This window comes from Patiriisocius sp. Uisw_017, from assembly GCF_047731265.1.
GTDB lineage: Bacteria > Bacteroidota > Bacteroidia > Flavobacteriales > Flavobacteriaceae > Patiriisocius.
On the sequence record NZ_CP159835.1, the window covers coordinates 2,397,639 to 2,411,098 of the forward strand.

General features: G+C 37.7%; 14 protein-coding genes and 1 pseudogene. 3 read left to right on the top strand and 12 right to left on the bottom strand.

Annotated features, from left to right (window positions below; translation table 11 throughout):
- Positions 1 to 36: 36 nt before the first annotated feature.
- The 12 genes and pseudogenes from ABXT67_RS10965 to sufB all read right to left on the bottom strand — a co-directional run bounded on the left by ABXT67_RS10965 (position 37) and on the right by sufB (position 8,853).
- The gene (locus ABXT67_RS10965; protein ID WP_415374036.1) at positions 37 to 489 is read right to left on the bottom strand and encodes an OsmC family protein; all 453 of its coding nucleotides are present in this window, start codon (positions 487 to 489) and stop codon (positions 37 to 39) included.
- A 200-nt stretch (positions 490 to 689) separates the two neighbouring features.
- A pseudogene (locus tag ABXT67_RS10970) lies at positions 690 to 1,073 on the bottom strand (lipoyl synthase); the annotation flags it as partial.
- A 58-nt stretch (positions 1,074 to 1,131) separates the two neighbouring features.
- Positions 1,132 to 2,091 carry a WD40 repeat domain-containing protein gene (locus ABXT67_RS10975; protein ID WP_415374037.1) on the bottom strand — a complete coding sequence of 320 codons (960 nt, stop codon included), beginning with the start codon at positions 2,089 to 2,091 and terminating at the stop codon, positions 1,132 to 1,134.
- Positions 2,091 to 2,441: a 4Fe-4S binding protein gene (locus ABXT67_RS10980; RefSeq protein WP_415374038.1), complete on the bottom strand. Its 351-nt coding sequence runs from the start codon at positions 2,439 to 2,441 to the stop codon at positions 2,091 to 2,093. The genes ABXT67_RS10975 and ABXT67_RS10980 overlap by 1 nt, the downstream gene beginning before the upstream one ends.
- Before the next feature lie 23 nt (positions 2,442 to 2,464).
- Entirely contained in the window at positions 2,465 to 2,941 is a 477-nt protein-coding gene (locus ABXT67_RS10985; protein ID WP_415374039.1) for an RrF2 family transcriptional regulator, read from the bottom strand.
- A gap of 20 nt (positions 2,942 to 2,961) precedes the next feature.
- On the bottom strand, positions 2,962 to 3,501 hold the full coding sequence (locus ABXT67_RS10990; protein ID WP_415374040.1) for a BrxA/BrxB family bacilliredoxin: 540 nt from the start codon (positions 3,499 to 3,501) through the stop codon (positions 2,962 to 2,964).
- A 28-nt stretch (positions 3,502 to 3,529) separates the two neighbouring features.
- Entirely contained in the window at positions 3,530 to 3,703 is a 174-nt protein-coding gene (locus ABXT67_RS10995; protein ID WP_415374041.1) for a hypothetical protein, read from the bottom strand.
- Between the two features lie 11 nt (positions 3,704 to 3,714).
- Positions 3,715 to 4,035: a DUF59 domain-containing protein gene (locus ABXT67_RS11000; RefSeq protein WP_415374042.1), complete on the bottom strand. Its 321-nt coding sequence runs from the start codon at positions 4,033 to 4,035 to the stop codon at positions 3,715 to 3,717.
- Between the two features lie 78 nt (positions 4,036 to 4,113).
- Positions 4,114 to 5,214: a P-loop NTPase gene (locus ABXT67_RS11005; protein WP_415374043.1), complete on the bottom strand. Its 1,101-nt coding sequence runs from the start codon at positions 5,212 to 5,214 to the stop codon at positions 4,114 to 4,116.
- A gap of 32 nt (positions 5,215 to 5,246) precedes the next feature.
- Positions 5,247 to 6,590, bottom strand: a complete 1,344-nt coding sequence (gene sufD, locus ABXT67_RS11010; protein ID WP_415374044.1) for a Fe-S cluster assembly protein SufD — start codon at positions 6,588 to 6,590, stop codon at positions 5,247 to 5,249.
- 10 nt (positions 6,591 to 6,600) lie between these two features.
- Entirely contained in the window at positions 6,601 to 7,365 is a 765-nt protein-coding gene (sufC, locus tag ABXT67_RS11015; RefSeq protein WP_415374045.1) for a Fe-S cluster assembly ATPase SufC, read from the bottom strand.
- Between the two features lie 36 nt (positions 7,366 to 7,401).
- Positions 7,402 to 8,853 carry a Fe-S cluster assembly protein SufB gene (gene sufB, locus ABXT67_RS11020; RefSeq protein ID WP_415374046.1) on the bottom strand — a complete coding sequence of 484 codons (1,452 nt, stop codon included), beginning with the start codon at positions 8,851 to 8,853 and terminating at the stop codon, positions 7,402 to 7,404.
- Between the two features lie 664 nt (positions 8,854 to 9,517).
- On the opposite strand from sufB, the gene ABXT67_RS11025 reads away from it, so the two are divergent.
- From ABXT67_RS11025 to ABXT67_RS11035, 3 genes are all read left to right on the top strand, one after another.
- Complete coding sequence (locus tag ABXT67_RS11025; protein ID WP_415374047.1) at positions 9,518 to 11,488, top strand: aconitate hydratase; 1,971 nt, start codon at positions 9,518 to 9,520, stop codon at positions 11,486 to 11,488.
- A gap of 236 nt (positions 11,489 to 11,724) precedes the next feature.
- Positions 11,725 to 12,699 (top strand): hypothetical protein, encoded by a 975-nt coding sequence (locus ABXT67_RS11030; protein WP_415374048.1) that lies wholly within the window; start codon positions 11,725 to 11,727, stop codon positions 12,697 to 12,699.
- A gap of 416 nt (positions 12,700 to 13,115) precedes the next feature.
- The gene (locus tag ABXT67_RS11035) at positions 13,116 to 13,253 is read left to right on the top strand and encodes a hypothetical protein (protein ID WP_415376986.1); all 138 of its coding nucleotides are present in this window, start codon (positions 13,116 to 13,118) and stop codon (positions 13,251 to 13,253) included.
- Positions 13,254 to 13,460 lie beyond the last annotated feature (207 nt).

Sequence of the window (13,460 nt, forward strand, 5' to 3'; positions counted from 1 at the left end):
TTGTCAATCTATCATTTAGTTCCTTTTTCTAATACTTTAATATACTGGCTCTACAATTATCTCTGTTAAAACCGAATTGGCAATAAAACATTCTTGGTGGGCACGGTGGTGCATTTCATCTATTGTTGTATTATCCGGTATGATATCTCCTTCAAAGGTGATATTCGGTCTTAGATACAAGGTTTTTACTCCCATTTTTCGTTTTTCGTTTTTGCCCAATATGGCTACTGCATTATCTTCATACCTTGCTACCCTATATTTTTTCATGGAAGCAATAGCCAAAAATGTGAGCATGTGGCAGCTTGACAGCGATGCAGCAAAAGCTTCTTCAGGGTTTACTAACGCTGCTTTACCTAGGTAATCTGGAGCAGCAGAAGCTTTGATTAAAGTTCCGCCTTCAAATTTCCACAAATGGCTGCGATCATAGGTTTTATATAAGAAATCTTCGCCTTCATTTTTCCAACTCAAATAAACTTTATGTTCTGACATGTTTTTATGTTTTTAATTGTTTTTTTATGAACTTAAGACGAACAAGAAATGCTAAAATTCTTCTTCGCTGTGGGAGTTGGTTTTGAATAAGACTCGTGTTCTGAATGTTCGGCAAATGGAGAATACAAAATCTCTAACCAATTTTTTAATTTTCTACTTTCTACTTTCTACTTTCTCCTTTTTCCACATCCTTAATTATTTCCTGGGCATGCTTTTCTCACTTCATTTACGGTTTCTGCCCATATCATAGAACCGCCATCTTTCAAATTAACTCTATCAACCGAAGTGATTACAGCGTGTTTCAATTTTATCAAGCGAATAGATTCGGCAACCATTTTAGGTTCTTCCCAGTCAACGGGCGAAGGTCTACCAGTATGAACATTGCAAAATGCTCAAGATCTTTTACAGGTGTTCCCTAAGATCATAAAGGCAACTGTTCCGTTCCCCCAACATTCACCCATATTAGGGCAACTACCACTCTCACAAATGGTATGTAATTTATGTTCGGAGACGATTTGTCTTACTTCCTTATATTCTTTTCCCATCGGCAGTTTTACACGAAGCCAATCGGTTTTTTTTAGCATATTTCCTTTCTACTTCAACTATTTCTGACATACTATTAATTTTAATCAGTTCTCGTAATTACCTTTGTACTTTGGGTGTGCTATTATAATTTATAATTTTCCATACCATTATCGCTCTATCATCACCAGTTGAAATCAGATCATTATTTAAATCACTCCAAAAAAGTTTATTTACTGAATGGGTATGTCCATCATATTGTGCTTTATCGATACGTAACAGCATCTCAAAGTTTTTAGCATCCCATATTTTAATGGTTTTATCCCTGCTTCCAGTGGCAAAAAACTTTTTATCGGGACTGAAAACTATGCTATAAATAGCATAGTTATGGGCAGGAATATGATGGATTAAAGTATAATCGTTTTCAACATCCCATACATTCAAATAAGCATCTCTTGAACCAGATAAAAGGTGTTTTCCGTTTGGATGGTAGTAGACTGCATTCACCGAAAAGTCATCAACATGTCCTTTAATAATTTTCTTTTCTTCGTAGGTCTCAAAGTCATAAATCCGAATAGATCCATCACCGCATCCAATGGCAGTCTCTTTTAAAATAGTATTGAAAGCGATACTTCGTATTTTTTTATCGCAAAGTTGTAATGCGGTAATCAATGAGAAATCGTTTATTGACCATACAGAAAGTGTCCCATCACCAGCGGCTACCCAAAAGCATTCTTTTTCTGGAAGATATTGGATATCATAAATGGATTGCCGATGAAGCTGTAACAGCTTTACTTCTTCATTCTTGTTTAGGTCGATTACATGAACGCCTCCTAAGGACTGGCCAACAAGTAATATATTTCTATCCAGAACATATTTCAATGCCAGAGCTTTGGCAGGTAACTTAGCAACAACTTTGTTTTGCTCTTGATTTTTCATATTCCATTCTACCACTAGGTTATCGCTGCTACCGGAAAAGAGCAAGTGCCTTTCATTTGCCGGTTCAAGCGTATAAATGGCTCCACTATGTCCCTCGAATTGCTTTGACTTCTCTACTTCTATTTGTGCTATCATGTTCATTACAAGTGCATTTGTTCTTTTTTTGCTAATAATTCTTCTTCCGTTTCACGCCAATTGGGATCGTCTACACAACAATCTACAGGGCATACCGCAGCACATTGTGGCTCATCATGAAACCCCACACATTCCGTACACTTATCGGTTACGATATAGTAGTACTCATCTGAAACGGGTTCCTGTACTTCGTCTACGTTAGTTTCCAGCCCGCTGTTTTTTCCTTTGACTGAGCCGGTCATAGCGGTTCCATCAGAGAAGCGCCAAGAATCAGCACCTTCATATATGGCATTATTAGGGCATTCTGGCTCACACGCCCCACAATTGATGCACTCGTCTGTAATTATTATCGCCATAGCAACGTTTTTTTAAGGTCTCTTTAATTCAATAATTCCTTCATATTTTCCTCCACAATTTTTTGAAGGGTAAGGGCCGTATTTTCTTCTGAACCTATGAGTTCGTGTAATGTAACTTTATCCAATAATCCATCAATCATTTTTTGCACCATTGTCCAAAGTGAACGGATGGAGCAATCCACCGAGTTAGTGCATATTTGGAATTGCCCTGAGTGGTTGCCACAAAAATTAGCATCGTATAATTGACCTCCCAGCGCTTTGATTGCTTCGTTCACTGTAATCTCTATGGCAGGTTTGCTCAACAGGTAGCCTCCTTTATGTCCTCTGGTACTTGTTATCAATCCCGACATACGCAAGGATCTGGTGATTTTACCCACATACGGAAGGGATAAGCCCTCCGCTTTACTCAATTGAGGTATGCTCATTCCATCCATGTCCTGACATTTACCAATTCGAAGGAGTATCCTTAGCCCATATTCGTCTTCTGAAGTGATTTTCATAATTGAAAGTTTTAATTAATCTATTCCCTAAATTTAGGTAAATTTGAGCTACACCCATACTTACCTTGAGTTATTCTTTCAAATTCCTCTGTAGAAACCGATGGACCTTTTCGACTGCATAGTCGTTCAAATGCCTCGACCAGTGTGGAAGCAATTTGCCCTGCTGTATTACCTTCAATATCAGAACGATGCAACACAGTAATTGCTTCCCCGTTCTTAAACAGCCCAATGCTAGGAGATGAGGGCATGTAATTCGCCATATACTGCTGCCTGTACTGGTCAACAGCATCTTTTTCCATACCAGCAAATACCGTATATAACGCATCTGGTATAATGTTGTTTTGCAAGGCTAACATAACTCCAGGCCTTGCGGTTCCTGCCGAACATCCGCATACAGAGTTCAGCACTACTAACTGTGTTGAATTATCTTTTCTGTTGAGTCCTTGGTCGACATCATCGGGTGTTAAGAACTCCTTGCAACCTGTTGCTATTAGTTCTTCTCTCATCGGTTCTACTGCTGCCGGTTCATAGGTAGGTGTTTGTCTTGGTGCAAAAGCCATATTTCAAATTTAAAGGTTTGTAATTAGTTTAATTAGTAATAATTTTAACGTCCGGATAACGTTCTTTCCACTTTTCCAATTGCTGTGTATCTTTAACAGTTGTCATTGTTTTATAGTCAAGCCTGATTTTTATCGCAGGAAACTTTTCAATGTCATGTAAAGTCAGTTTTTTCTTTTTTCTATGGTTCAATGATTTTGCCATACTATTGCTTTTTAGAACATATCCAATTCAAGCCTTGCTTCATCACTCATCATATCCATTGTCCAAGGCGGCTCCCAAGTTATTTCTACTACAGCTGTGTTTACTCCTGGGGCGCTCCTTACTTGATCTTCTACTTCCGGGGGCAAGGTTTCGGCTACTGGACAGGAAGGGGAGGTTAAGGTCATCAAAACATGAACGTTGGCTTCGTCATCTATCGCAATATCGTAGATAAGACCGATCGAATAGATATCCGATGGGATTTCGGGATCATAGCATGTTTTTAGAATATCTATGACTTTTGTTTCCAAGGCTGTTTTAGCGGCTACTTCCATATTGTATTTTTATTAAAGCAATTATTATTATTATTATTATTATTTGTGTTCAATGCTTTAGGTATTATCTTTTGAAGCTTATGCTTCCACTTTTTCTTTTGGTGAGAAAGCACCTGGTTTTTTTATGCATTCAATTACATTGTTGGCTAAGGCTTTAAATATTTTGCCTTCTATCGTGTTTTCATTTAATGCTGCGGGCGCACCAATGTCTCCCGCCTCTCGTATTGCCGTTATTAAAGGGATTTGGCCCAATAGCGGAACATTCATTTCTTCCGCCAATTTTTTTGCACCATCCTTTCCAAATATGTAGTCTTTTTTATCGGGACTATCTTTTGGAATATAATATGCCATATTTTCAATTAAGCCAAGTACAGGAACATTAACCATGGGCATCCTAAACATATCGATGCCTTTTCTGGCGTCAGCAAGGGCTACTTCTTGTGGTGTACTTACTACAATAGCTCCGGCAAGCGGAATTTTATCTACTAGCGTAAGGTGAATATCGCCTGTACCTGGTGGAAGATCTACGAGCAGATAGTCTAAACTTCCCCAATCTGTATCCTGAAATAATTGGGTAAGCGCTTTGGAAACCATAGGTCCACGCCAGGGAACTGATTGTGAAGCTTCAGTAAAAAAACCAATAGACAAAATTCCTACTCCATGAGACACAATTGGTTCTATTAGATTTCGACCAGAATCATTAGAAACTACAGGCTTTTTATTCACTAAGTCAAACATAAGTGGCATTGATGGTCCATAAATATCAGCATCTAATACGCCCACTTTTGCTCCTAATTGGCTTAATGCTACTGCAAGATTGGCTGCAACAGTAGATTTACCTACACCACCTTTTCCAGAGGCAATAGCAATAATATGTTTAACTCCAGGCAATATTGTTCTCAATTCAGGAGCTCTATCCTTAAAACCAGGCAGGGCTTGCATATCGATATCTACCTTAATATTACTACCTAGTGCTTGCAGAAGACTCTCCATACAAGCATCCTTTACTATCTTTTTACTATGCATTGTAGGACTACTAATTTTAACACTAAAACTAATTGTATCGCCCTCAATATCAATAGTGTTCACCAATCCTAACTCAATAATGCTTCTTTTGAGGTCAGGCTCAATGACGTTAGTAAGTATTTTTAGTATCTCTTCTTTAGTTATTTCAGGCATGTTATTTATGAGTTCACTGGTGTTTCTAGTAATTACTTAAACTTATCGACAAGCATCTGTTCTACTTTTTCCTTCACGGGATCCATCTTAATTAACTCCGTTATTTCTGTTAAAAAAGCTTGTTTTAAAATGGATACGGCTTCTTTTTCAGACAAGCCTCTGGAACGCATATAATACAATGCCTCTTTATTCAATTGTCCAATGGTTGCCCCGTGACTGCATTTCACATCATCCGCAAAAATTTCCAACTGGGGTTTGCTATTCATCTTGGCGGTTTTTGATAATACAAGGCTGTGGTTTTGCTGAAATGCATTTGTTTTTTGCGCATCCCGACGTACCATTATTTTACCATTAAAAACACCTTTAGCTTTATCCATAAGAATTCCTTTGTACAATTCGTTGCTGTCGCAATGAGGATGTGCATGATCTATAAAGGTTTGGTTATCTATATGCTGCTTATTTACACCAACGTAAAGTCCATAAAAATTAGTAGTTGTTCCACTGTCTTTTAAAATGGAGTTAAGGTTATTCCTAACTAATTTCCCGCCTAAATCTACTGCGTAAGAGCTGTATGTACTATCTCTAAGCTGTTCAATCTCAGTATTATTGATAAAATATGCAGTCTCATCTTCATCTTGAATTCTATAATGATCTACAGTCGCATTTCTTTTTAGAACCAACTGTGTAACTGTATTGGTGAAATAAGTTTGTTCGGAATTAGTGAGATTATGATAGGTTTCAATAACCGTCATCTTACTGTTTTCTCCTGCTACAACTATTTTTTGCGGACTGATCACTGATGACTCTTTTTCTGTATAAGCTATATTTAGTATATGAACAGGGCGATCCAGCTCTAAACCATCAGGCACACACATATAGATGCCATTTTGAGCGAAGGCGGTATTTAATACCATAAAGGAATTTTTTACTTCGCTTGCCCATCTATTCAAGTATTCGGAAGTTGTTGCTTTTGTCGGTCCATCTTCTTGCAGACCAGACGAAATATCTTGTACTATAATTTTTTTTGATAATTCCTCCCTTGAGGAAAGTTCTTTATTGTAAGTACCATTCACAAAAACAAGCACGTATGCATCCAGCCCTTCAAAAAGAAAAGGCTTAATGTCTTCGGCTGAAATGTCAACAGGTTTGGGTTGTTCATAAAGTGGTTGAAGAACCTGAGTAACATTGGTGTATTTCCAATCCTCGTTTCTTCTGGTTGGAAAATTCATATCATTGCTAAAGCGTTGAATCGCAGTTTTCTGTATCGCATGCCCTGCATAATCTTTCTGTCCGTTTAGGGAATTTTCATACTGTTGGAATAGTTCAATAAACTTTTTCCTGCTATCATTTTTATCTCGTGTCTTTGGAGTTGTCATGCTTGTCTTATTAAGATGTTGTTAATGCTGCTACTTCTTCTTTGATCCAGTCATATCCTTTTTCTTCCAGCTTCAATGCTAATTTTTTGTCTCCTGATTTAACGATTTGCCCATTGTATAGTACGTGAACAAAATCGGGGATAATATAATCGAGTAGCCTTTGGTAGTGCGTAATTATCATAAAAGCATTGTCTTTTGTTTTTAGCTGATTCACTCCATTAGCAACTGTTTTTAGCGCATCAATATCCAGCCCTGAATCCGTTTCATCCAACACAGCAAGGGTTGGTTCTAATACAGCCATTTGTAAAATTTCATTGCGCTTTTTTTCACCGCCCGAGAACCCTTGATTTAGAGAACGGCTTAAAAAACCAGCTTCCATATCCACCATTTTTGCCTTCTCTTTAATGTATTGTAGCATTTCCTTTGCACTCAATTTCGTCTTTTCTTGATGTTTTCTAACAGCATTAATGGTATGTTTAAGAAAGTTAGCAGTACTTACTCCTGGTATTTCAATCGGGTATTGAAATGCCTGAAACACTCCTTCCTTGGCGCGTTCATCAACTGATAATTCCATGAGGTCTTTTCCCATATAGGTAATACTGCCCTCTGTAATTTCATAGCCTTCTCGACCTGCTAAAACGTGTGCTAGTGTACTTTTACCACTTCCGTTTGGTCCCATTATAGCGTGTACTTCGCCAGCATTTATTTGAAGGTTAATACCATTTAATATTTTTTTTCCTTCAATTTCTGCGTGTAAATTTTTTATTATTAACATGTTAATTTATTTAAGATTTTAATACGTAATTCAAGTTTATCCAACACTATTTTCTAAACTTACAGCAAGCAATTGTTGTGCTTCCACTGCAAATTCCATAGGCAATTCATTAAAAACATCCTTGCAATAACCATTAACGATAAGGTTAATAGCATCCTCCTCGCTCAATCCTCTTTGCATACAATAATAAAGTTGGTCTTCGCCTACTTTAGAAGTTGTGGCTTCGTGTTCAATTTGAGCAGTGTCATTATCAATTTCGAGATAAGGGAAGGTATGGGCACCACATATATCGCTCATTAATAAAGAATCACATTGCGAAAAATTCTTAGCATTTTCTGCATTTTTTCCTACTTTAACCAAACCTCTATACGAATTTTCGCTTTGGCCTGCTGAGATACCTTTAGAAATAATAGTGCTGCTGGTATTTTTACCGATATGCCACATTTTAGTTCCTGTATCAGCTTGTTGTAAATTATTAGTAACTGCTACAGAATAAAACTCACCCGTTGAATAGTCGCCTTTTAAAATGCAACTTGGATACTTCCAGGTAATGGCAGAGCCTGCTTCAACTTGTGTCCAACTGATTTTTGATCTGACACCTTCGCATAATCCTCTTTTGGTTACGAAATTATAGATACCCCCTTTTCCTTCTTTATCTCCTGGATACCAGTTCTGTATTGTAGAGTATTTTATTTCGGCATCATCCAATGCTATCAATTCTACGACTGCTGCATGCAATTGGTTTTCGTCACGCATTGGAGCAGTGCATCCTTCTAAGTAACTTACATAGCTTCCTTCTTCGGCAACAATCAGCGTTCTTTCAAATTGACCTGTTCCGGCAGCATTGATGCGGAAATACGTGGACAACTCCATCGGGCAGCGCACACCTTTGGGAATATAGCAGAATGACCCGTCTGTAAAGACCGCCGAATTAAGGGCCGCAAAGAAATTATCAGAAGTTGGCACAACCGATCCCATATACTTTCTCACGAGTTCAGGATGTTCCTGAACAGCTTCACCAAAGGAGCAAAAGATAATACCTAGTTCTGAAAGCTGTTTCTTAAAAGTGGTTGCGACAGATACACTGTCTATGACTATATCCATAGCAACTCCTGTTAATCGTTTTTGCTCTATTATTGAAATACCTAATTTCTCATATGTTTTCAATAGTTCAGGATCCACTTCATCTAAGCTGTTGAGTATTTTTTTTGGTTTTGGATCAGCATAATAAATGATGTCCTGATAGTTTACTGGTGAATATTTTACATTCGGCCATTTGGGTTCTGTCATGGTCTCCCAATGCCTAAATGCTTCTAAACGCCATTCAAGCAACCATTGCGGCTCCTCCTTTTTAGAAGATATTAATCGAATGGTGTCTTCATTTAAACCTTTTGGGATAAGTTCGGTATCAATATTACTGGTAAAACCATATTTGTAATCACTCTTAGTATAATCTTCCAGCGTTTCTGTGGAGGTATCTTTGCTCATAATTTATTTGATTTTCGGGTGTTAAATTCAAACTTTATGTAACAAAGATATAAAATCATATCCTATTTATACAAAAAAGTATATATTACTTTATACAATAAAGTACAAATAAGACTAACGGATATAAAATCTGAGTTTATTTGATTTTTAAAGGGACATATTTTATTTGAACATCATTTGTTTTTTGGGATAAACAAAAAATATATGGAGGGGTGTAAATTGGATTTACAAATGAATCTAATTGTTTTAAAAATGAAGGTTTAAACCTGTACATTAAAAAGCGCATATGTGTTTAACATAGACTGATATCGATGTTAAAAAAAACTTCTTATGAAGTTGTTCAAATCGATGATAGTAAAAAGTTGTACAGCCATAAAATATAGTTTTCCTGAATTAAAGCTCCGTAAACTAATGTGCAGAACCTAATTTTGTTTACTATTTAAAAATCTTTTGGAATTGTATTTTGAATAAAATAAAAAGTTGATAGGGTTATAGAGATGGTCGTTACTAGAATAAAGCTGTTATAAGAAACCACTGAACCAATGAGAATATGGATAAAATTTCAAAATACATGATGAAGCTTGAACAAGCATAAGATATTGTTAAACCCACTAAGTTGTTTCTATAAAATCCATAACTTAAAGATCAAATAAACACTAATGTTATGACCAATTTAAATGTTGCCCAGAAACTAATCAAGGAACATCTTCTTCATGGAGAAATGGTACAAGGAATGGAAATTGGTATAAAAATAGACCAGGCTTTGTTGCAAGATGCAACAGGTACTTTGGTTCAATTAGAACTAGAAGCAATGGGTCTTGATAGGGCAAAGACAGAAGTGGCCGTTCAATATGTTGATCATAATTTGTTGCAGACCGATTTTAAGAATGCAGACGATCATTTATTCCTGTTGTCCGCTGCGCAACGTTTTGGTTTATGGTACAGCCGGCCGGGAAACGGGGTAAGCCATCCCGTGCACATGGAGCGTTTCGGTAAGCCTGGGAAAACCTTGGTGGGTTCTGACAGCCATAGTTGTGCGGCGGGATCTTTAGGCATGCTCGCTATTGGCACGGGAGGTTTGGATGTGGCAGCTGCCATAGCTGGGCAACCCTATTTTGTAAAAATGCCAAAAATCATGGGCATCAAGCTAACGGGGAAACTGCCCGATTGGGTAAGTGCCAAGGATATTATTCTAGAGATGCTTCGAAGACATGATGTAACGGGCGGTGTTGGTAAAATTTTGGAATATTATGGGGAGGGATTAAAACATCTGAGCGCAATGGATCGTCACGTCATTGCCAATATGGGTGCTGAGTTGGGTGCTACTACCACAGTATTTCCTAGTGATGATGAAACGAAACGCTTTCTAAGATCCCAGGGTAGGGAAGATGACTGGGTTGAATTGGTAGCCGATACAGGTTGCGAATATGATCTACATGAAGAAATAGTACTAAGCGAGCTTGTACCGCTCATTGCCAAACCGACCAGTCCGGGAAATGTGGTTCCAGTGAGCGAAGTTGCCGGAAAATCAATCGGTCAAGTAGTAATTGGGTCTTCCGCTAACCCTGGTCTACGAGATTTTTGGATGGCAGGAGCCATTGTAAAGGATAAGACCGTAAGCAGTGAGGTATCTTTTGATATCAACCCGACCTCGCGGCAAATCATTCAAAACATGATAGAAAACCGCGCCTTTGCTAACCTGATCAAAGCAGGAGCAAGATTCCATCAATCGGGCTGTATGGGCTGTATCGGCATGGGTCAAGCCCCGGCGTCAGACACCATTAGTTTGAGGACAATGCCACGAAATTTTCCCGACAGATCGGGAACAAAAGATGACCAAGTATATCTATGCAGTCCCGAAACGGCTGCCGCGTCTGCCCTAACGGGGAAAATTACCGACCCCAGGGATCTTGTTAAATTATTTAAAATGAGTTACCCCAATTACAAAAACCCAGAAATGGAGATCATCAATATTGATATGTTGGTAGCCCCACTGGAAGACGGCTCTCACATTAAGTTAAAGAAAGGACCGAATATTAAGGCCCTTCCCCATATCGACCCATTGATGGACAAATACAAAGTTCCAGTTTTGCTAAAAATGGGAGATAGTGTTTCTACTGATGAAATCTTAAAGGCTGGGGCCGAGGTATTGCCCTTTAGAAGTAACCTTCCCGAAATCAGCAAGTATACCTTTACAGTGTTAGACGACTCTTTTTATGATAGGGCTATGGAGTCCAAATCCCATTATGGTGGGCATATTGTTGTCGCTGGGGAAAATTATGCCCAAGGATCCAGTAGGGAGCACGCGGCACTTGCGCCCAAGTATTTAGGACAGGTTGCCGTTATAGCCCTATCGTATGCACGCATCGCGTGGCAAAACCTGGCTAATTTTGGAATATTGCCACTTGAATTTATCAATATTAAAGATTATGATAAGATCGAACAGGCTGATATGGTAAGTTTTAAAAGTTTAAGGGAGGATATTAAGAACAGGAATCCCATCAAAGTTTTAGTCAGTAACGATTCGGGCAAACAACTTGAATTTGACACCAAGCATAGCTTAAGCGACCGCCAGATAAATATTCTTTTGAAAGGCGGAATTATTAATGAATTTAAGGACAAACTCAATCCCTAAATAATATTTGGCTACTTTCCAAAATGGCCTTGTAGCATTACCAATTTTAGGAAGAGTTGGGCTGAAAACTCTGGGTCCTAATAATCAACATTGTTGAGCGGTTCCATTATTAAGGGAAGGTTTTACGGCACTGTCCAAAATTTGAGATTTTTGATTCTATATAAATTGGGCAAATCAAACAATAATTTATGGTTAAATTTGCAAAAAAAATTAACCCTTAATTTTTCTGAATATTGATGACACAAACGCTTTTTAATCCTTTTAAGGATTTGAATTTTGACGAACATTTTTGCTTCCTTTCAGGAGCTTTGACAAATGAAAACATGACCGTTTTTCCAGTATGGCTGATGGATCATTTTAAATTAGGTAATGAAAGAATTGAGTTGATGGACAAAGCCAAATCTTATAATTACGCAGATCTTAAATTACCGTGTTCTTCCGAAGTGAAAACAGCTTTTGAGGAGCTGGATGTAAAAGTGGAGGCTGCGTATAAAAAGGGTTTTGAAGGCATGGCGTCACTCGATCAAGAGTTGCTTTTTCAATGGACAGGCAGAATGGTCTATGGTATGCTATACTACGAAATACTTTATGAAAGAGACAGGCTGATAAGTCAAGGTGAAGAATTTGTGCTTTCCGCCACGCTCAGGGAACGCTTTAGTCACTTCCATTTAATGCTACAATCCTTAATAGAACCAATTTCCTTCGTTGGAAAAAAACCATGGAGCATCGCCTTATTTCCACTTAAATATTCTGCCGATATTTTTAGCTATCGCGACGATGCGGTTAATTTAATGTTTTCATTTGGAGTCAATGACTTTGGTTTTATTGCATGTTTACAAGATAACGGGGTAATTGGGGAGAAGCAAAAAGAGATCCTCGATAAAATGGAAGGTCATGTTTTACATCCCATCCAGTTTGAAGAGTTGTATGCTAGGTTTCATTATTCAGACTATATATTACAGTACAAACCCGAATACAAAATTAAAAACCAAGACAATGGGATTACCATAGAAGTCGAAATGGCTGGTAAGCAACCTCATTTCGGATTTTGGGATGAGGATATATATGCCCAATTGCTATCCAATTATTGGCAGGTTTACGGTATTGAAAAAGATGATATTCTTCCATTTCAAAAGCCGCCACTTAGCTTTCTTGAAAATCCGTATACCAAAGATTTTATTAATCCAGAATCCATTGACCTACCATTTTAACGGCTTAATAGCAAAAAATAGTTGGTAAATGTCTTGGCCACTTTATGGTCAAATATTGTACGTTTAGTATAAGAATACTAGACGACTATGTTGTACTTTGCTTTAAACAAACACAAAGACCTAAATGGGTTACAACCCTTGAAATCACTATTTAATTTTGGCTTTCTTATTTGTGCTCTATACTATAACAGGTGGTTTTTTGCCATTCCAGGGCTTTCCAGGGTGTTTATTTTAAAATACATAATTACACTTGTGGGAACTTGTAAATAGCTTAAAAGCCTCCAGCCACATATTGTCCACTATAAAATGGTCATGGTTAATGTTATGGAACTTGAAAGGTCTGACCTTCTATTATAATTACGAGAAGAGATTCGGAAAAGGTTACCAAAGCATTTCAATAACTTGGTATCGAAGGAATTGTTGTTGATGTTAAAAGCCTTTCGGCAATAGATGATTTGGTGGCAGAAGTACAATTTGATTTTGGAGAAGTTGATGTTTTATTAGTAAATGCTGGTATTTTTGAGCCTGCACTAGTGAGCCAAAAAAGTGGCTAGTAAAGGTGAAACTATACAAGCAGCGTTGGATTCCATGGAGGATAACAATGCTGCTGAACTGATAAAGTAAGCTGCTTTCGCAGCGTTAGATCGAGCTGTGGAAATGGGAAAGTAGATTCAGTGTTGCAAATGATGGTTTCAAATACAACTTTCTAATTAATTTCTATTTTCTAATGTTCTAAAACCACGAGGTTCGTCTAATTGGCT

Excerpts from the sequence above, each read along its gene's own strand:
- ABXT67_RS10985 (WP_415374039.1), bottom strand. The coding sequence starts at position 2,941 with ATGAAAATCACTTCAGAAGACGAATATGGGCTAAGGATACTCCTTCGA.
- ABXT67_RS10965 (WP_415374036.1), bottom strand. The coding sequence starts at position 489 with ATGTCAGAACATAAAGTTTATTTGAGTTGGAAAAATGAAGGCGAAGAT.
- ABXT67_RS10980 (WP_415374038.1), bottom strand. The coding sequence starts at position 2,441 with ATGGCGATAATAATTACAGACGAGTGCATCAATTGTGGGGCGTGTGAG.
- sufD (WP_415374044.1), bottom strand. The coding sequence starts at position 6,590 with ATGACAACTCCAAAGACACGAGATAAAAATGATAGCAGGAAAAAGTTT.
- ABXT67_RS11005 (WP_415374043.1), bottom strand. The coding sequence starts at position 5,214 with ATGCCTGAAATAACTAAAGAAGAGATACTAAAAATACTTACTAACGTC.
- ABXT67_RS11030 (WP_415374048.1), top strand. The coding sequence starts at position 11,725 with ATGACACAAACGCTTTTTAATCCTTTTAAGGATTTGAATTTTGACGAA.
- ABXT67_RS10975 (WP_415374037.1), bottom strand. The coding sequence starts at position 2,091 with ATGAACATGATAGCACAAATAGAAGTAGAGAAGTCAAAGCAATTCGAG.
- sufB (WP_415374046.1), bottom strand. The coding sequence starts at position 8,853 with ATGAGCAAAGATACCTCCACAGAAACGCTGGAAGATTATACTAAGAGT.
- ABXT67_RS11025 (WP_415374047.1), top strand. The coding sequence starts at position 9,518 with ATGACCAATTTAAATGTTGCCCAGAAACTAATCAAGGAACATCTTCTT.
- ABXT67_RS11000 (WP_415374042.1), bottom strand. The coding sequence starts at position 4,035 with ATGGAAGTAGCCGCTAAAACAGCCTTGGAAACAAAAGTCATAGATATT.
- ABXT67_RS10990 (WP_415374040.1), bottom strand. The coding sequence starts at position 3,501 with ATGGCTTTTGCACCAAGACAAACACCTACCTATGAACCGGCAGCAGTA.
- sufC (WP_415374045.1), bottom strand. The coding sequence starts at position 7,365 with ATGTTAATAATAAAAAATTTACACGCAGAAATTGAAGGAAAAAAAATA.
- ABXT67_RS10995 (WP_415374041.1), bottom strand. The coding sequence starts at position 3,703 with ATGGCAAAATCATTGAACCATAGAAAAAAGAAAAAACTGACTTTACAT.